Source organism: Xanthomonas citri pv. citri (assembly GCF_000961215.1).
In the GTDB taxonomy this organism is placed as follows: domain Bacteria; phylum Pseudomonadota; class Gammaproteobacteria; order Xanthomonadales; family Xanthomonadaceae; genus Xanthomonas; species Xanthomonas cissicola.
The window spans coordinates 3,314,937-3,333,657 of record NZ_CP008998.1 but is presented as its reverse complement, the minus strand read 5'-3'; the positions used below and the strand labels follow the sequence as shown (position 1 = coordinate 3,333,657).

Sequence of the window (18,721 nt, the reverse complement as noted above, 5' to 3'; positions counted from 1 at the left end):
CCCAAGATGAGGATGGCCGATGAAATCCCTGAAACTGTTATTGCGGTTCGCCACCATCGGTGGGCTGATCCTGCTGTTGCTGATTCCGCTGCTCCTGATCCGTGGCGCGGTGCAGGACCGCGCGCGCTACCGCGACGAGGCGGTGGAGCGGGTGGCGCAGAGCAAGGCTGGCGAGCAGCAGTTCATCGCGCCGGTGCGGGTACTGCCGTATACCGAAGACGTGCAGGTCACCGAGCCGGACGAGCAGGGCAACCAGCGCAAGGTCTGGCGCAAGCGCGAAGGGACGCTGCTGCAAACGCCGCGTCGCCTGAAACTCAGCGGCGAAATGGTGCCCTCGGTGCGCGAGGTGGGCTTGTACCGGGTGCAGGTGTATTCCTGGAAAGCCACCTTGCATGCCGAATACGACTCCTTCGACTACGCGGCTGCGCCGACCCGTGCGTATGGCCAGCCGTACCTGGCAATCGGTATGTCCGACGTGCGCGGGTTGGTGGGCACGCCGCGCTTGCAGGTCGATGGCCGCACGTTGGCGCTGGAGAGCGGTGCAGGCGCACTGGCCGACCGTTCGGCGGGCATCCATGCCCAACTGGGCCCGCTGGCCGACCCGGTCGCCGGCCGGCTGCAGGACGGCAACGTGGTGGACATGCAGTTCGTGCTGGACGGCACGCGCCGGCTGGCCATCGCGCCGATCGCCGACAACAACGAGATCGCCCTGCGCTCGGCCTGGCAACACCCGTCCTTCGGCGGCCGCTTCCTGCCGAATGCGCCGAGCATCGGACCGACGGGCTTCGATGCGAGTTGGTCGCTGTCGTCGCTGGCCACCGGTGCGCAGACGCAGTTGCAGTCCAGCCATGCGGCGCTGGATACGCTGGAAGTGCGCCTGGTCGACCCGGTGGACGTGTATACCCAGGCCGACCGCGCCAGCAAGTACGGCATCCTGTTCGTGGTGCTGACCTTCGTGGCCTTCGTGCTGTTCGAGTTGATCAAGCGCCTGCCGATCCACCCCTTGCAGTACCTGTTGGTGGGCCTGGCGCTGGCGATCTTCTTCCTGCTGCTGCTCAGCCTTTCCGAACACATCGCGTTCTGGCAGGCCTATCTGGTGTCGGCGGCGGCGTGTATCGGCCTGCAGTTCTTCTATCTGTCCGGCGTGTTGCGCAGTTGGATCCGTGCGGCTGGCTTTTCGGTGATGCTCACCGCTTTGTACGCGGTGCTCTACAGCCTGTTGATCTCCGAGGACAACGCGCTGCTGATGGGATCGTTGCTGCTGTTCGGCATCCTGACCAGCATCATGTGGGTCACCCGCAAGCTCGATTGGTACGAGCTTGGCAACAGCCTGCGCTGAGGCCGGCATGCTGGCGCAGGCACACTTGCACCGGCGCGCGCAGCGTTTGCTGCCCGCCGGCATCGACACGGTGGCGCTGCTTCCCGCAGCGCTGCCGCACGCTTGGGAAAGCTCGGCGCTGTCGGCCTTGCCGCTGAACCGCGACAGGCGCGGCGGGGTGGTGGGCCTGCAGCTGCACGCACGCACCGCGCAGCACCTGCGCATCGGCGGGCATGCGTTCTTGCAGGCGGCAGCGCAGCACATCCGCGCCGGCAACCCATGGGCACGCAGCTATGGACCGTGGCAACGGCTGAGCAACGGCAGCTATTGGGCACGCAGCACCGATGCGCTGCTCGGGGTACTGCTGGCCACCGACGAAGCGGCGGTGTGGTTGCTGTGGCAACAGCCGCAGACCCGCGTTTGGAACCACGGTCATTGGCTGCGTTGAAGCATGGCGTTGCAGCCACCTCTTGCTGGCTTACCATGGCCGGCATGACTCGCTCCTCGCCGATGGTGGAAACGGTGCGCGGCACGCAGGTGCTGCCGTATCTGGATGCGGTGGCGCAGCTGCGCATCAGCGTGTTCGCCGCCTGGCCGTATCTGTACCAAGGCGATGCCGCATACGAGCGCGACTATCTGGCGGCCTATGCGGCATCGCCGGAGAGCGTCTTCGTGCTGGCGCGTGATGGCGATGCGGTGATCGGTGCATCGACCGGGTTGCCGCTGCTCGATGACAGCGACGCGTTCCACGCACCGTTCCGCGCGGCCGGCATCGATCCGGCCAGCGTGTTCTATTTCGGCGAATCGGTGCTGCTGCCGGCGTATCGCGGGCAAGGTATCGGTCATGCATTCTTCGACCGGCGCGAAGCGCATGCACGCGCGCGGGGCCGCTTTGCATTGACCGCGTTCTGTTCGGTGGAACGGGCGCCCGACGACCCGCGCAAGCCAGCCGATTACCGCCCCAACGATGCGTTCTGGCGCAAACGTGGCTACGCCCCGCAGCCGGGCATGCGGGTGCACCTGCACTGGGCGGAGTTGCAACATGGCGAGATCGACCACAGCTTGTCTGTGTGGACACGTGTGTTGCCGCAGTGAGCGCGGCTAGCGCGCTACGGCGACTGACAGGCGTCGCGAGCAGGCTGCAAGGTCGCTGCACCATGCGTTCGCTTGCCGGCCTGATTGCTTCGCCACCTCGATTCAATCATCCAAAGGCCACCAGATGAAAATTGCCGTTGCCAAATACCCCATCGGCAAGCCTGTCGATTTCGCCGCGTTTGCGGCACGCCAATCGGCCCTGATCGCCGAAGCCGCCGCAGCCGGTGCGCGGGTGGCGGTGCTGCCCGAATATCTGTCGCTGGAGCTGGGCGCAACGTTCGACACGCATATTTCTGCCGGCCTGCCCGAATCGCTGGCAGCCATCCAGGCGCTGCGCGCGCCGTGGCTGGAGCTGTTTGCCGGCTTGGCGCAGGAACATCGGCTGCACCTGATTGCCGGCAGTTTTCTGCTGGATATTGGCCATGGCCGTTACCGCAACCGCAGCGACTGGTTCACCCCGGAGGGCCTGCATGGCTGGCAGGACAAGTTGCAGCTCACCGGTTTCGAAAGAGCCACCGGGCTGATCGAGCCGGGCGATGCAGTGAAGGTGTTCGAACTGGACGGCATTCGCGCCGCGATTGCGATCTGTTACGACAGCGAGTTCCCGCTGCCGGTGCGTGCGCAATACGAGGCCGGTGCGCGGTTGTTGATCGTGCCCAGTTGCACCGACACCGCCGCCGGCGCCATGCGCGTGCGTGTCGGCTGCCTGGCGCGCGCGCTGGAAAATCGCGTGTTCGTCGCGCAGTCGGTGACTGCTGGCGAAGCGCCGTGGAGCCCGGCGTTGGACATCAATACCGGCGAGGCGGCGGTGTTTGCGCCGATGGATGTCGGCTTCCCCTCCGACGGCGTGCTGGCGCAGACGCAGGGCCAGACAGTGTGGGCACTGGCCGAGTTGGACTTCGCGGCGTTCGAGGCCAGCCGTGCGCAGGCGCAGGTGGCCAACGACCGCGATTGGCCGGGGCAGTTGGCGCCCGATGTGACGCATGCCAAGCTGGTCGCGTTCGGTTGATCCCTCGTCCCAGGTACCCATGGCCAAGAAAACCCTGATTCCGCATAGCGTCCGGCTTGAATTCGCGCCCGGTGCGCTGGTGCACAGCAATCTGTCCGGCGCCGCCTTCACCGACGATTGGCTGTGGGTGGCCGGCGACGAAGCCTGCGCGGTAGACCGGCTGCGCAAGCTCGACCCCGTACAGCGGGAGGCGCTGCGCTTCGGCCAGGGGCAGAGCTTTGCGTTGGCGAACCTGCTCGATCTGCCGGGAGAAGACGGCGAGGAGGCGGACCTGGAAGGTATGGGCCTGTCGGACGGATTTTTGTGGGTCATCGGTTCGCACGGCAGCAAACGCAAGAACGCCAAGCGCGGCCGCGACGACGCCGAAAACGCCAAACGCCTGACCAAGTTGAAGCTCGATGCCAATCGCCGCCTGTTGGCCTGCCTGCCCATCGACTATGCGCAAGACGGCACCCCGCAGCTGGTACGCGAAGCGGCCGACGGCCGCCGTGCGCTGCGGCTCAAGGGCGACGCCAAGCACAACCAGCTCACCGACCTGCTGGCCGACGACCCGCATTTCGGTCCGTTCCTGAAGATCCCCGGCAAGGACAACGGCTTCGATATCGAAGGCATCGTGGTCGATGGCCAGCGCTTGCTATTGGGGCTGCGCGGGCCGGTGCTGCGTGGCTGGACGGCACTGCTGGAGATCCAGGTGCAAGCCCACGGCGACCACCTGCGCCTGGTCCCGCTGGACGAGGACGGCACCCTGCTGCGCAAGCACTTCCTGCAACTGGGCGGGCTGGGCGTACGCGACCTGCATTATTCCGGCGACGATCTGTACCTGCTGGCCGGGCCGACGATGGTCCTGAACGGCGAAATCCGCCTGTTCAAATGGCCGGATGCGCGCACCGTGCTGGCCGCCAACCGCGCACCGGTGCGCTTTCAGCACGACCTGCTGGAATCGGCAGTGCTGCCGCATGGCAAGGACTGCGACCGCGCCGAGGCCATCTGCAACCTGCCCAGACACCTGGCCGGCAAGATTCCCACCTGGCTGGTGCTGTACGACGCTCCGGGCACGGCACGCAGCGGCGGCGATTGCGTGGTGTACGGCGACCTGCTGCGCAACCGCTGAGCCACGGGCCGGGCAGGGCCACGCTGCGCAAGGTAAAATCGGGCGACTCCCGTTTTGCCGAGCGCTCCATGACCTGCCGCACCCGTTTCGCTCCCAGCCCCACCGGTTACCTGCATATCGGCGGCGCCCGCACCGCCTTGTATTGCTGGCTGGAGGCACGCCACCGCGGCGGCCAGTTCGTGCTGCGCATCGAGGACACCGACCGCGAGCGCAGCACGCAGGAAGCGATCGACGCCATCCTGGAAGCGATGGACTGGCTGGGGCTGGGTTACGACGAAGGCCCGATCTACCAGACCCAGCGCGTTGCCCGCTATCAAGAAGTCGCCGAGCAATTGCTCGCGCAGGGCAAGGCGTATTACGCCTACGAAACCCGCGAGGAACTCGACGCCATGCGCGAGGCCGCCATGGCCAAGCAGGAAAAGCCGCGTTACAACGGCGCTGCCCGCGAGCAGAACCTGCCGTATCGCGACGACCCCAATCGCGTGATCCGCTTCAAGAATCCCGTCGGCGGTACGGTGGTGTTCGACGACCTGATCAAGGGACGCATCGAGATCGCCAACAGCGAGCTCGACGACATGGTGATCTTCCGCCCGGACGGGTTTCCCACCTACAACTTTGCGGTGGTGGTGGACGACTGGGACATGGGCATCACCGAGGTCATCCGCGGCGACGACCACATCAACAACACCCCGCGCCAGATCAATATCTATGAAGCGCTGGATGCACCGGTGCCCAAGTTCGCGCACATGCCGATGATCCTCGACGAGCAGGGCGCCAAGCTGTCCAAGCGCACCGGCGCGGCCGACGTCATGCAGTACAAGGATGCCGGCTATCTGCCGCATGCGCTGATCAATTATCTGGCCCGCCTGGGCTGGTCGCATGGCGACCAGGAGCTGTTCACCCAGCAGGAGTTGCTGGACCTGTTCGACGTCAAGGACGTCAATTCCAAGGCCGCGCGCCTGGACATGGCCAAGCTCGGCTGGGTCAATCAGCATTATCTGAAGACCGACGACCCGGCCAGCATCGCCCCGCAGTTGGAATACCAGCTTGCCAAGCTCGGTGTGGACATCGCCGCCGGCCCGGCCGCCGCCGATGTGGTGGTGGCGTTGCGCGAGCGCGTGCAGACCTTGAAGGAAATGGCCGAAAAAGCCGTGGTCTGGTACCAGCCGCTGGAAACCTATGACGAAGCGGCGGTGATGAAACACCTCAAGCTGGGCGCCGAGGTGCCGCTGGGCAAGGCGCGCGAACTGCTGGCTGCCGTGGATGCGTGGAGCGTGGAGAGCGTCTCGGCTGCGCTGCACGACGCCGCTGCCGCGCTGGAACTGGGCATGGGCAAGGTCGCCCAGCCGCTGCGCGTGGCCATCACCGGCACCCAGGTCAGCCCGGACATTTCGCAAACGGTGTACCTGGCCGGACGCGAGGGTGCCTTGAAACGCATCGATGCGGCACTCATCAAGATTGGAGCGGCCTGACGCCGGAGCCTGTATGACCAAGCACACCCACGCACCAGACCTCGCCTGCACTGCACCGCATCACCACGTCGACGACGCCAACGGCTTCGTGCGCGCGGTGGAGCGTGCCTGCAGCGAACGCGGCCTGCGGCTGACGCCGATCCGCGCGAACGTGCTGCGGGTGATCGCCGACGCCGGCAAGCCGGTCAAGGCCTACGAATTGCTGGACTGGGTGCGCGAAGGCAAGGGCGTCGGCGCCGACGCACCGCCTACGGTGTATCGCGCGCTGGATTTCCTGATGGCCAACGGCTTCGTGCACAAGCTCGAATCGGTCAATGCGTTCGTCGCCTGCCACCACCCCAACAGCGCCCAGCACTCTGTGCCGTTCCTGATCTGCGACCGCTGCCACAGCGCGGTGGAACTGGAAGATCGCGACGTCGTGTCGCAACTGGAAGCCCGCGCCAAGGCGCTCGGTTTCCAGCCGCAGGCACAGACGCTGGAAGTGCACGGCCTGTGCGCGAAATGCGCAGTGGCGGAGTAATCGGCTGCCAGGTCGTGCGTAGAGCACGACCTGTTTCAAGGCGCTCGTGGCGCAATGCCCGGGTGACAGCATGCGTGCGATGGCAAGGTGTTGACACGCGGTCGCAACACCGTTCAATCGCCGCAGCAGCATTCCTGCGCTGACCGCGCAGCGCAGCATCGCTGCCTGGTTGCGTCATGCGGTGATGAGGATGCTGCGTTCAAGCCACCGACGCGGCGGGGTAGGGTAGACGCCCGAGTGGACCGCAGGCTTGGCGTCTGTACGCGCGCACTGCGCGTCGTCGCGCAGCAATGCAGTGAAGTCGCAACCGACGTCACGCCGCTTTGCCTGCCTTGCCGCCGTACGCGGCCAGAAACGTCTGCACCGCACGTCGCGTCGCTTCGCGCAGGAACTCGGGCGTGGGGTCCTTGAGTGCGCCAAACAGGCAGGGCATCAAGGTTTCCGATTCCAGCAAGCCAGCGTACTGGTGGGCGGCAAGCAGGGTGTCTTCGCAGTGGAGCAGGCCGCAGTCCACCTGTGCCTGCAGGTATTCGGCGAAGCGTTGTATGCCTTCCTCCTGGCCGGCGCTGAAATACAGCGCGCCGACCGCAGATCTGCCGGATACCCCGATGATGGTCTGCCAGCTGGTGATATTGGGCGGGGCGCACAGGAACGTCAGCACATCCTCGCCGAAGCGCTGCAGCGCCTCATCGACCGGGCCGCTGCTTTGCGAAAGCGCATGCAGCAACGGGTCGAAATAGCGGTCCGACATGTCGTTGGCGACGGCCACGAACAGCTCTTCCTTTGACGGAAAATAGCCGTACAGCGTGCGCTTGGAGCCGCCCACGCGGGCGGCGATCTGCGACATCGACGCGCCTTCGAAGCCCAGCTCGAGGAAGACCTCGCTGGCCGCCTGGACGATGGCCTCGCGCTTTTCTTCTGTTCTGACCCGCATCAGGTTCTCCCAATAATTCATAAGTATACCGACTGGGTAGAAATGCTTGACGGCTCTGGATGCGCTTATTAGGATACCAAACCGTACCGTTTAGATTTAATCATCACACCTCCCGTTGGAGACTGCCCGTGCGTCCTCATGCCTCGTTTCGCCTGTCGTTGCTTGCTGTTGCCGTTGCCGCCACCGCCTTGCTCAGCGCCTGCGGCAGCCCGCCGGGAGGCCCGCCGCCACAGGAAGGCACCCCGGAAATGGGCGTGCTGACCGTGAAGCAGCAACCGGTGACGCTCACTACCGAGTTGCCGGGGCGCACCGTCCCGTACCTGATCTCCGAAATTCGCCCGCAAGTGGGAGGCATCGTCCAGTCGCGCCAGTTCACCGAAGGCGGCGACGTCAAGGCTGGCCAGACCCTGTACCAGATCGATCCGGCCCAGTACCGCGCCAGCTATGCCAGCGCGCAGGCATCCCTTGCCAAGGCCGAGGCGACCCTGCGCACCGCGCAGCTCAAGGCCGAGCGCTACAAGGAGCTGGCGCAGATCAAAGCGATCAGCCAGCAGGAAGGCGACGACACCGATGCCGCGCTAGGCCAGGCCAAGGCCGACGTGGCAGCCGGCAAGGCGAGCGTGGAGACCGCGCGCATCAACCTGGCGTTTGCTCGGCTTGACGCACCGATCTCCGGACGCATCGGCCGCTCCAGCGTGACCCCGGGTGCGCTGGTGACCGCCAACCAGGCCACCGCGCTGACCACCATCCAGCAGCTGGACCCGATCTACATCGACGTCACCCAGCCCAGCAGTGCGGTGTTGCGCCTCCGGCAGGCGATGGCACGCGGCGATCTGGAACAAGCCGGCGACGGTGCGGCCAAGGTGTCGCTGCTGCTGGAAGATGGGAGCACCTACCCGCTGCAGGGGCACCTGGCGTTCTCCGACGTGACAGTCGACCAGAACACCGGCTCGATCACCCTGCGCGCGGTCTTCCCCAATCCGAACGCCGAGCTGTTGCCGGGCATGTACGTGCGCGCGGTGCTGCAGGAAGGCGTCAAGGAGCAGGGCGTGCTGGTGCCGCAGCAGGCGGTGTCGCGCAACGGCGCCGGCAAACCCACCGCCTTTGTCGTCGGCGCCGACCACAAGCTGCAGTTGCGTGCGCTGGAAACCGACCGTGAGGTGGGCGACCAGTGGCTGGTGCGCAGCGGCCTGAAGCCCGGCGAGCAAGTGGTCGTCGAAGGCGCGTCGCGCGCACGCGATGGCATCGTGGTCAAGACCGTGCCGTGGCAGCCCAAGGCCACGCCCGCCGCCGGGAATGCTGCCGGTCCTTCTGCCCCGACCGCACCGCGTGCGGCGAACTAGAGGCGGGATCACGTCATGGCACGTTTCTTTATCGATCGTCCGATCTTCGCCTGGGTGTTGGCCATCATCGTGATGCTGGCCGGCATCCTCTCCATCGCCACCTTGCCGATTGCGCAATACCCCGCCATCGCACCGCCGGCTGTCGCCATCACCGCCAACTACCCGGGCGCCTCGGCGCAGACGCTGGAAGACACCGTCACCCAGGTCATCGAGCAGAAGATGAAGGGGCTGGATCACCTCAGCTACATGGCGTCCACCAGCGAATCCAGCGGGGCGGTGACCATCACCCTGACTTTCGAAAACGGCACCGACCCCGACACCGCGCAGGTGCAGGTGCAGAACAAGTTGTCGCTGGCCACGCCGTTGTTGCCGCAGGAAGTGCAGCAGCAGGGCGTCACGGTGACCAAGTCGGCCACCAACTTCCTCAACGTGCTGGCCTTTACGTCCGAAGACGGCAGCATGAGCGATTCGGACCTGTCCGATTACGTGGCTGCCAACGTGCAGGAAACCATCAGCCGCCTCGAAGGCGTGGGCGACACCACCTTGTTCGGTTCGCAGTACGCGATGCGGGTGTGGATGGACCCCAACAAGTTGAGCAATTTCAGCCTCACGCCCGTGGATGTGCGCAACGCGATCCAGGCACAGAACGCGCAGATTTCCGCCGGCCAGTTGGGCGCATTGCCGGCGCTGGCCAACCAGCAGCTCAACGCCACCATCACTGCCCAGACCCGGCTGAAGACCGCCGAGCAATTCGAGAATATCCTGCTGCGCACGCAGTCCGATGGCTCGCAGGTGCGCTTGCGCGATGTGGCGCGCATCGAGCTGGGCAGCGAAAGCTACAACACGGTGGGCCGTTACAACGGCAAGCCGGCGGCCGGTCTGGCGATCAAGCTGGCGACCGGGGCCAATGCGCTGGATACGGTGCGCGCGATCGATAAAAGCCTGGAAGAGCAGGAAAAGTTCTTCCCGCCCGGCATGAAGGTGCAAAAGCCGTACGACACCACCCCGTTCGTGCGCATCTCCATCGAGCAGGTGGTACACACGCTGGTGGAGGCGGTGGTGCTGGTGTTCCTGGTGATGTACCTGTTCCTGCAGAACTTCCGCGCCACCCTGATCCCGACCATTGCGGTGCCGGTGGTGCTGCTGGGCACCTTCGGTGTGCTTGCGGCGTTCGGCTTCACCATCAATACCTTGACCATGTTCGCGATGGTGCTGGCGATCGGTTTGCTGGTGGACGATGCGATCGTGGTGGTGGAAAACGTCGAACGCGTGATGGGCGAGGAGCAGTTATCGCCCAAGGACGCCACGCGTAAATCGATGGACCAGATTTCCGGCGCATTGATCGGCGTGGCGCTGGTGCTGGCGGCGGTGTTCGTCCCGATGGCGTTTTTCAGCGGCTCCACCGGCGTGATCTACCGGCAGTTCTCGATCACGATTGTCTCGGCCATGACCTTGTCGGTGCTGGTGGCGATGATCCTGACCCCGGCCTTGTGCGCCACCTTGCTCAAGCCGGTCCACAAGGGCCATGGCCTGGCGACCACCGGGTTCTTCGGTTGGTTCAACCGCCTGTTCGATCGCGGCAACACCGGCTACCAGGGCGTGGTGCGGCACATGCTTGGCAAGGGCTGGCGCTACATGCTCGCCTACGCCGCGTTGCTGGCCTTGGTGGTGTTCGGGTTCATGAAATTGCCGGTGGGATTCCTGCCGGACGAAGACCAGGGCACCTTGTTCGTGCTGGTGCAGTTGCCGCCCGGTGCCACCAATGCGCGCACCAGCGATGTGCTCAAGCAGGTGGAGCATCATTTCCTGGTCGATCAGAAGGAGTCTGTTGCCGGTGTCTTCGCCGTGACCGGTTTCAGTTTTGCCGGTAGCGGCCAGAACGTGGGCTTTGCCTTCGTCAAGTTGCGGCCTTGGGACGAGCGCACCGGTAAGGGCCAGAGCGTCACCGACGTGGCGGCCAAGGCCGGGGCATTTTTTTCCGGTATCCGCGATGCCAAGGTGTTTGCGTTCGCACCGCCTGCGGTGTCGGAGTTGGGCAATGCCACCGGCTTCGATCTGATGCTGCAGGACCGCGCCAATCTGGGTCACGCCGCGTTGATGCAGGCGCGTAATCAATTGTTGGCCGAACTGTCCCAGGACAAGCGTCTGGTGGCGGTACGCCCGAATGGGCAGGAAGACACGCCGGAATTCAAGCTGGAAATCGACCCGCATAAGGCACAGGCGATGGGCGTGTCGATCTCCGACATCAACGACACCTTCTCCAGCGCGTGGGGCAGCACCTACGTCAACGACTTCATCGACAAGGGCCGGGTCAAGAAGGTGATGCTGCAGGCCGCTGCGCCATACCGCATGAACCCACAGGACATCGACCATTGGTTCGTGCGCAACAGCGCCGGCACCATGGTGCCATTCAACGCCTTCGCCACGGCAAGCTGGCAATCCGGTTCGCCGCGCCTGGAGCGTTACAACAGCGTGCCGTCGATGGAGATCCTGGGCATGGCGTTGCCGGGTGCGGCCTCCAGCGGCGAGGCGATGCAGATCGTCGAAGCCGCAGCCGCCAAGCTGCCCCCGGGCATCGGCTTCGAGTGGACCGGATTGTCGCGGCAGGAAAAAGCCTCGTCCGGCCAGACCGGGCTGTTGTACAGCGTCTCGATCCTGATCGTGTTCCTGTGCCTGGCCGCGTTGTACGAAAGCTGGGCGATTCCGTTCTCGGTGATTCTGGTGGTGCCGCTGGGCGTGTTCGGCACGTTGCTGGCAGCCATGCTGACCTGGAAAATGAACGACGTGTACTTCCAGGTGGGCTTGCTCACCACCATTGGCCTGGCATCGAAGAACGCGATCTTGATCGTGGAGTTCGCAAGGGAGTTGCACGAAGGCGGCAAGAGCCTGGTGGCTGCAGCACTGGAAGCGGCGCGCATGCGTTTGCGACCGATCCTGATGACCTCGTTGGCCTTCATCCTCGGCGTGGTGCCGCTGGTGTTGACCAGTGGCGCCGGCGCCGGCGCGCAGCACGCGCTGGGCACGGCCGTGATCGGCGGCATGGTCTCCGGCACGGTGCTGGCGATCTTCTTCGTGCCGCTGTTCTTCGTGCTGGTGTGTGGCCTGTTCCAGCGCCGTCCACAGCCTGCTTCGCCCGCACCGCAACCGACAGGACACTGACATGACCACGATTCGCACGACACTCTGCGCGCTTGGCGTGGCCAGCGTGCTTTCCGGTTGCACGCTGATGCCGCGCTACACGCGGCCCGACGCACCGGTGCCAGCGCAATTTGCCGGCACCGACGTGTCGGTAGCCCCTCCGGCTGCCGCTGCCACTGCCGATACCGGCAACAACGCCGACACGGCCTATATTGCCGATATCGGCTGGCGCCAGGTCTTCACCGACCCGACGCTGCAGCAGGTGATTGCGCTGGCACTGGACAATAACCGCGACCTGCGCGTGGCTGCGCTCAATATCGAGGTGGCACGCGCGCAATATCGGGTGGACCGCGCCGCGTTGCTGCCCGCGATCGATGGCACCGGTACCGCCAACAATGCGCGCACGCCGTCGGAGCTGGCCATTCCCGGCCAGCCGCAGGTGTTCCGCACCTACAGCGCCAACATCGGCATCAGTGCCTATGAGCTGGACCTGTTCGGGCGCGTGCGCAGCCTGAAGGAACAGGCATTGCAGCAATTCCTGTCCACCGCCGAGGCGCGCCGCAGTACGCATATCAGTCTGGTGGCAGAAGTGGCCACCGCCTATCTGACCTTGGCGGCCGACCAGCAGTTGCTGCAGCTGGCGCAATCCACCCTGACTAGTCAGAGCGACAGTTATCGCCTGCAGCAGCGCAGCTTCGAACTGGGCGTGGCCTCGCAACTGACCTTGCGTCAGGCGCAGACCACGGTGGAAACCGCACGCGTGGACGTGGAGCGCTACACCGCCCAAGTGGCGCAGGATCGCAACGCCCTGGTGCTGCTGGTCGGCACGCAAGTGCCGGTGGAATTGCTGCCGCATGCATTGCCGGACAACGCCAGCGTGGAAGGCAATGTGTTGGCCAGCGTGCCGGCCGGCTTGCCGTCGCAGTTGCTGCAACGTCGCCCCGACATTCTGGAAGCCGAGCGCAACTTGCGTGCGGCCAACGCCAATATCGGGGCGGCGCGGGCGGCGTTCTTCCCCAGCATCAGCCTGACCGCATCGACCGGTTCGTCCAGCAGTAGCCTCTCGAGGTTGTTCGATGCCGGCACGCGTGCCTGGAGCTTCGTGCCCACGCTGACCTTGCCGATCTTCAATGCCGGGCGCAATCGCGCCAATCTGGACATGGCCAAGGCCAACCGCGATATCGAAGTGGCGCGCTACGAAAAGTCGATCCAAAGCGCGTTCCGCGAGGTCTCCGACGCGTTGGCGCAGCGCGACACGCTGGGCAGGCAACTACAGGCCCAGCAAGCGCTGGTGGATGCCACTGCCGATAGCTACCGGCTGTCGCAGGCGCGTTTCGAACGGGGCATCGACAGCTATCTGCAGGCGCTGGATGCGCAGCGTTCGCTGTACAGCGCGCAGCAGACCTTGATCAACACCCAGCTGTCGCGCTTCACCAACCTGGTGACGTTCTACAAGGCCATGGGCGGTGGCTGGCTGCAAACCGCCGCGCCCACTGCCGTCGCGAGCCCAGCAGCGGAGCCGCCGCGTGGATGATGACGCGCCGCCCATTGCACGTGCGCCACACGACAAGCGTGGCGCCATCCTGGCGGCGGCACGCGTGCTGTTTCAACAGCACGGCTTCGACAGGACCAGCATGGACACCATCGCCGAGCGTGCGATGGTGTCCAAGGCCACGGTGTATGCGCATTTCGCGTCCAAGGAGGTGCTGTTCCGCACCACCCTGGAAGCGCTGGCGCAGGCCTCGCCCAATCGCTGGACGGCCTTGCTGGCGCTGCAGGGGCCGTTGGAGCAACGCCTGGCTGCGGTGGCCGATGCAGTGCTGCGCGTGTCTGCCAGCAGCATGCGGGAGGATGCCGCGTATGGCCTGGTACGCCCGCCACTGCTGCCTAGCCAGATGCGCGAGGAAATGTGGACGCTGTGCTTCGAGCGCTACGACACCATGATGCGCACGTTGTTGGCGCGCGAGGTGCAACGCGGGGCATTGGTGATCGACAACGTGCCCGATGCATCGGTGCATTTCTTTGGGTTGATGACCGGGCGGCCGGCCACCGCCGCTGCGCGCGACGATGCGCCAGGTGCGCGGTCGGTGCAGCTGGATGCGTATGTCAGCGGCGCGGTGGCGTTGTTCCTGCGGGCGTATCGACCGGACGCGGTGGTGCCAGGGGGAGATAGCAAGCGCGAATTGCCCAGCGAATTCTAGGCCGGCCGGCGTGCGATGCAGCAGTCGTGCGTGCCCAGGTCATGGCGGTGGGCCAGCGCGCTACAGTGCCAAGACTAAAAATGAAGGAGCGCTGCAATGAATCTGTTCGCGACCGCGATATCTGTCTCCATGATGGCCGCCGTGACACCGGATGAGGCTGCGCAGCGGATCAGGGTGAGCAGGGCGGGCGGTGCGCCATCGGTCGTGGGGTCGGCCGAGTATTTCACCGGCAAGGTGCGCATCGACGCACCGTTCCAGGCCGACGCGCCGGCACGCGTCGGCGGCGCCACCGTCACCTTCGAGCCGGGCGCACGCACCGCATGGCATACCCATCCGCTGGGCCAGACGCTGATCGTCACAGCCGGCGCCGGGCGCGTGCAGGAGTGGGGCAAGCCGGCGCAGCAGATCCGCCCGGGCGATATCGTGTGGATTCCGCCCGGCGTCAAGCATTGGCACGGCGCCAATGCCAACGTGGCGATGACGCATATCGCCGTCGCCGAATCGCAGGACGGTGCGCCCGTCACCTGGTTGGAGCAGGTGAGCGAGGCGCAGTATGCAGCGGAGTAGACAGCTGCGATGCCGATGCCGATGCTGGCGCGGCGATGGTGCCGTCTCAGCGCGAGCGAACGCGGCGGCGGATTGCAGGGGCCGCTGTGCGGCCCGTGCTGAGCATGGCAGACCTCACGCCGCTTCGGTGGCGTCCTGCGCGTTGGCACGCAGCCGTTGCGCATCGCGCGCAGGCGAGATGCCGAGAATGCGTGCGTAGTCGCGGCTGAACTGCGACGCGCTCTCGTAACCAACCCGGAAGCCGGCGTCGGCAGCGGTCAGCGCATCGGCCACCATCAGGCGGCGTGCTTCGTGCACGCGCAGCTGCGAACGGTAGTCCAGCGGCGTCATCGTGGTCACCGCCTTGAAATGCGCATGGAAGGTGGAGCGGCTCATCGCCGAGAGATCGGCGATCTGCTCGATGCTGAAGCGCTGCGCATAGTGTTCGCGCAACCACACGATGGCCCTGGAAATCTGGTTGAGCCGGCTGTCGGCGATGGCCATCTGGCGCACCGCCGCATTGGCCGGGTCGGCCATCAGGCGGTACAGCAGTTCGCGCACGATCAAGGGCGCGAGCGCGGCAATTTCATGCGGTTGATCGAGCAGGCGCGCCAGCCGTAGCGGCGCGTCCTGCAACTGCGGCGTGCTGCGATTGAGTAACAGCCCGGCCGATGCCGCATCGCGCTGCGTGTCCACCAGTTCCGGATGGTTGATCGCCAGCTCGCTGAGCACCGCGGTGTCCAGGTCCAGGCAGAAGCATAGATACGGTTGCGCGCCGCTGGCTTCGATTACCGAGCCGACGATGGGCAGATCCACCGACGCCACCAGGTACATCTGCGGGTGATAGAAGTACGCCTGCGCGCCGAGCATTGCCTGCTTGCGGCCTTGCGCCACCAGGCACAGCATGGGTGTGTAGACAGTGGGCATGGCTACGGTCGGCGATGCGCTACGCATGATCTGCAACCCGGCGATCTGCGTGGGATGCATGCCGTCGCCAGGCGCATGACGCAGCAATATCGTGCTCAACTCGGTCAGCGAAGACATGCAACAACCCGTCGACGGTGCAATGCGGTCCAGCCGCGAAGGCACCGATCGTACAAGAGTGCAGGTGGTACGGGCGGCAAGGTCCGCTGCGCGGGTCGCGGGCTTGCGCCCGCTGGAAAGCGCGCAGCAGTCGTGGCCGCCTGCGCGTGAACTGCGCATCGGCCCGATAGGGCGATCACGGACCGGCCGTATCATGGCGAGGTCTCTCGCATCCGCCTGCTGCCATGCCCGCAAAACGTTCCAGCTTTCCAACGCCGACCAGCCCCGCCGAGTGGAAGCGGCTCCAAGCCGCTGCCGCCACCGAATTGGCACGGCGTACCGCGCAGGCCCATCTGCAGATCCTGGGGCTGTTGCGGACGCATGGACATCTATTGAGCGCCGCGCAGCGGCGTAGCCTGCACAAACGCCTGCTGCGCGGCGGACGTTGATCCGGGGCAGCGATTGCCTCGACGGTTCGCACGCAGCCGGCCTCAGCTTGTGGTCGTGCACGGTGATGCTGAGAGCCGATGTAACAGCTGGCCAGCCCGTCATGCGGTTGAAGGCTGCGCGTTCGGGCTGCCGGCCAGTCGCGCAGTGGGCGCGCATGAGACGCCGCGTACAACGCATCGATGCCGTCTTTCCAATGATGGCTGGCATGCCGCAGACCTCCACGTACGCCGGCGTCCAGCACAGGCGCGCGCGTCTCGCTGCGGGGCCATCCGCACGGCAACCGCCGCTGCCGCCCGGTCCCATGCGCGCCGCGGCGGGCGCTATGTCGCCAGTTCCCAAGGCGGCTGCTCGCCTAGCCGCTCCTGCAGGAAATCCACGAACGCGCGCACGCGCGGCGGTTGCAACTGGCGCGCCGGCATCACTGCGCTGATCTGCGAGGCCGGTGGCGGGTAATCGGGCATGACGTGGACCAGGCGGCCGCTGCGCAATTCGTCGGCGATGTGCCAATACGAATGCACCGCGATGCCCTGGCCGGCGACCACGGCGTCGCGCACCAGTTCGCCGAAGTTGCTTTCGAAGCGGCTCTGCATGCGCACGCGCACCAGCCCGCCGTCGGGCGTTTGCAGTGTCCACACGTCCTGGCGGCCGTCACGGCCCATCAGCAACACGCCGGCGTGCTGTGCAAGCTCGTCCGGCGTGCGCGGCGTGCCGTGACGCTGCAGATAGGCGGGCGAGGCCGCCAGGGTACGGCGGTTGTCGGCGATACGCCGGGCCACCAGCCCGGAGTCCTCCAGTGGGCCGATCCGGATCGCCAGATCGAAGCCCTGTTTGACCAGGTCCACCAGGTCGTCGCTGAGGTGCGCGCTGATGCGCAGGCGCGGATGGCGGGCCTGGAATTCCGGCAGCAGCGGCGATACGTATTGCCGCCCGAATGAGGCGGACATGGTCATGCGCAGCACGCCACCCACATCGTGCGCGCTTTCGCGCAGATCCTCGGCCAGCGCGTCCAGATCTTCCACCAGCACGCGGCCACGCTCGGCCAGCCGCTGCCCTTCGGCAGTGGGATGCAGGCGGCGCGTGGTTCGGTGCAGCAGGCGCACGCCCAGCTCGCGTTCCAGGCGCTTGAGACGCTGGCTGGCCACCGCCACCGACAGATCCAGGCTGCGCGCGCCCGCGGTGATCGAGCCCAGGTCGAGCACGCGCAGGAACAGGGCAATGTCGCCAAGACGGTCCATCCGATTCTCAATGATTGATTGAAAGTGAATCAGCATAGCAGGGGTTTTTGAAAGTAAACGCGGGGCGCAGGCTGTGCGCAGTCCTCCCTGGCCCTGCCCATGTCCAACCTCACCTCTGCGCGTTCATCGCGCTTTCCGCCGGCGTTGCTGGCACTGACCATCGGTGCCTTCGGCATTGGCACGACCGAGTTCGTGATCATGGGGCTGCTGCAGCAGGTAGCCGCGGATCTGGGCGTTTCGCTCAGCGCGGCGGGCCTGTTGATCAGCGGTTATGCGCTGGGTGTGTTCGTCGGTGCGCCGGTGCTGACCCTGGCCAGCGCACGCCTGCCGCGCAAGGCGGTGCTGGTCGGTCTGATGCTGATCTTCACGGTCGGCAACGTGGCCTGCGCGCTGGCGCCGGACTACACCAGCCTGATGGTTGCGCGGGTGCTGACGTCGCTGGCCCACGGCACGTTTTTCGGCGTCGGCGCCGTCGTGGCGACGTCGCTGGTGCCGGCCGAACGCCGTGCATCGGCCATCTCGCTGATGTTCGCCGGGCTGACCGTGGCCACCTTGCTCGGGGTGCCGGCCGGTGCCTGGCTGGGGCTGCAACTGGGTTGGCGCGCGACCTTCTGGGCGGTGGCTGCGATCGGTGTGCTGGCCACTTCCGCGGTCGCGGTGTGGGTGCCGGCCGCGGCAGGTGCTGCCACGCCGGTGTCGTGGCGGCAGGAAGTGGCGGTATTGCAGCGGGGGCAGGTGCTGCTGGCGCTGGCGATCACCGTGGTGGGCTACGCCGGTGTGTTCGCCGTGTTCGCCTACATCCAGCCGCTGCTGCTGCAGGTCACCGGCTTTGCGCAATCGACGGTGTCGCCGGTGCTGCTGGTGTTCGGCGTGGGCATGATCGTCGGCAATCTGCTCGGTGGGCGGCTGGCGGACCGTCGCCCCACCGCGGCCCTGCTGGGCAGCCTGGCGGCCCTGGTGGTCGTGCTGGGCGCACTGGGATGCGTCCTGCACAGCAAGGCCGCCATGGTGACCTTTGTCGGGCTACTGGGCGTGGCTGCCTTCGCCACCGTGGCGCCACTGCAGTTGCGCGTGCTGGAACACGCGCGCGGCGCCGGCTAGAACCTGGCCTCCAGCCTCAATATCGCCGCCTTCAACCTGGGCAATGCGCTGGGCGCATGGCTGGGTGGTGTGGTGATCGCCACGCAGGCGGGCCTGGTCGCAACGCCCTGGGTGGCCGCGCTGTTGAGTGCCGTCGGGCTGGGTATCGCGCTGTGGAGCGTGCAGTTGCAACGACGCCGCGCGGCTGCGCCACTGACCTGCACGCAGATGGGGTGAGTTGAGTAC

16 protein-coding genes and 1 pseudogene are annotated in these 18,721 nt (G+C 66.0%); 14 read left to right on the top strand and 3 right to left on the bottom strand.

Going from position 1 to position 18,721, the window contains the following annotated elements:
- Positions 1-19 precede the first annotated feature (19 nt).
- The 7 genes from creD (at position 20) to AMD14_RS14900 (ending at position 6,525) form a co-directional block, all read left to right on the top strand.
- Positions 20-1,339 (top strand): cell envelope integrity protein CreD, encoded by a 1,320-nt coding sequence (gene creD / locus AMD14_RS14930; RefSeq protein WP_005929861.1) that lies wholly within the window; start codon positions 20-22, stop codon positions 1,337-1,339.
- A gap of 7 nt (positions 1,340-1,346) precedes the next feature.
- The gene (locus AMD14_RS14925) at positions 1,347-1,766 is read left to right on the top strand and encodes a hypothetical protein (RefSeq protein ID WP_003488546.1); all 420 of its coding nucleotides are present in this window, start codon (positions 1,347-1,349) and stop codon (positions 1,764-1,766) included.
- Positions 1,763-2,413 carry a GNAT family N-acetyltransferase gene (locus tag AMD14_RS14920; RefSeq protein ID WP_040107648.1) on the top strand — a complete coding sequence of 217 codons (651 nt, stop codon included), beginning with the start codon at positions 1,763-1,765 and terminating at the stop codon, positions 2,411-2,413. The genes AMD14_RS14925 and AMD14_RS14920 overlap by 4 nt, the downstream gene beginning before the upstream one ends.
- A 124-nt stretch (positions 2,414-2,537) precedes the next feature.
- Positions 2,538-3,422, top strand: coding sequence for a carbon-nitrogen hydrolase family protein (locus AMD14_RS14915; RefSeq protein ID WP_003488549.1), 885 nt, complete (start codon positions 2,538-2,540; stop codon positions 3,420-3,422).
- Between the two features lie 19 nt (positions 3,423-3,441).
- The gene (locus AMD14_RS14910) at positions 3,442-4,533 is read left to right on the top strand and encodes a DUF3616 domain-containing protein (RefSeq protein WP_005912826.1); all 1,092 of its coding nucleotides are present in this window, start codon (positions 3,442-3,444) and stop codon (positions 4,531-4,533) included.
- 68 nt (positions 4,534-4,601) lie between these two features.
- A complete protein-coding gene (gene gltX / locus AMD14_RS14905) occupies positions 4,602-6,005 on the top strand; it encodes a glutamate--tRNA ligase (protein WP_011051870.1) in 1,404 nt (467 codons plus the stop codon).
- A 13-nt stretch (positions 6,006-6,018) separates the two neighbouring features.
- Positions 6,019-6,525, top strand: coding sequence for a transcriptional repressor (locus AMD14_RS14900; protein ID WP_045714603.1), 507 nt, complete (start codon positions 6,019-6,021; stop codon positions 6,523-6,525).
- A gap of 313 nt (positions 6,526-6,838) precedes the next feature.
- On the opposite strand, the gene AMD14_RS14895 is transcribed toward AMD14_RS14900, so the two are convergent.
- Entirely contained in the window at positions 6,839-7,480 is a 642-nt protein-coding gene (locus AMD14_RS14895) for a TetR/AcrR family transcriptional regulator (protein WP_040107647.1), read from the bottom strand.
- A gap of 107 nt (positions 7,481-7,587) precedes the next feature.
- On the opposite strand from AMD14_RS14895, the gene AMD14_RS14890 reads away from it, so the two are divergent.
- From AMD14_RS14890 to AMD14_RS14870, 5 genes are all read left to right on the top strand, one after another.
- A complete protein-coding gene (locus AMD14_RS14890) occupies positions 7,588-8,802 on the top strand; it encodes an efflux RND transporter periplasmic adaptor subunit (protein ID WP_003488557.1) in 1,215 nt (404 codons plus the stop codon).
- 15 nt (positions 8,803-8,817) lie between these two features.
- Positions 8,818-11,961, top strand: coding sequence for an efflux RND transporter permease subunit (locus AMD14_RS14885; RefSeq protein WP_011051868.1), 3,144 nt, complete (start codon positions 8,818-8,820; stop codon positions 11,959-11,961).
- 1 nt (position 11,962) lies between these two features.
- Entirely contained in the window at positions 11,963-13,474 is a 1,512-nt protein-coding gene (locus tag AMD14_RS14880) for an efflux transporter outer membrane subunit (RefSeq protein ID WP_011051867.1), read from the top strand.
- Positions 13,467-14,141, top strand: coding sequence for a TetR/AcrR family transcriptional regulator (locus AMD14_RS14875; protein WP_003488562.1), 675 nt, complete (start codon positions 13,467-13,469; stop codon positions 14,139-14,141). The genes AMD14_RS14880 and AMD14_RS14875 overlap by 8 nt, the downstream gene beginning before the upstream one ends.
- 96 nt (positions 14,142-14,237) lie before the next feature.
- Positions 14,238-14,708, top strand: a complete 471-nt coding sequence (locus AMD14_RS14870; RefSeq protein WP_015463428.1) for a (R)-mandelonitrile lyase — start codon at positions 14,238-14,240, stop codon at positions 14,706-14,708.
- A gap of 114 nt (positions 14,709-14,822) precedes the next feature.
- Here AMD14_RS14870 and AMD14_RS14865 read toward each other — a convergent pair whose 3' ends face one another.
- The gene (locus AMD14_RS14865; protein WP_015463427.1) at positions 14,823-15,731 is read right to left on the bottom strand and encodes an AraC family transcriptional regulator; all 909 of its coding nucleotides are present in this window, start codon (positions 15,729-15,731) and stop codon (positions 14,823-14,825) included.
- Between the two features lie 224 nt (positions 15,732-15,955).
- Here AMD14_RS14865 and AMD14_RS14860 point away from each other — a divergent pair, with 224 nt between their 5' ends.
- Positions 15,956-16,159 (top strand): hypothetical protein, encoded by a 204-nt coding sequence (locus tag AMD14_RS14860; RefSeq protein ID WP_003488570.1) that lies wholly within the window; start codon positions 15,956-15,958, stop codon positions 16,157-16,159.
- 321 nt (positions 16,160-16,480) lie between these two features.
- Here AMD14_RS14860 and AMD14_RS14855 read toward each other — a convergent pair whose 3' ends face one another.
- The gene (locus AMD14_RS14855; protein WP_003488572.1) at positions 16,481-17,395 is read right to left on the bottom strand and encodes a LysR family transcriptional regulator; all 915 of its coding nucleotides are present in this window, start codon (positions 17,393-17,395) and stop codon (positions 16,481-16,483) included.
- Between the two features lie 99 nt (positions 17,396-17,494).
- Between AMD14_RS14855 and AMD14_RS14850 the strand changes: the two are divergent.
- A pseudogene (locus AMD14_RS14850) lies at positions 17,495-18,712 on the top strand (MFS transporter).
- The last annotated feature ends 9 nt before the right edge of the window (positions 18,713-18,721 follow it).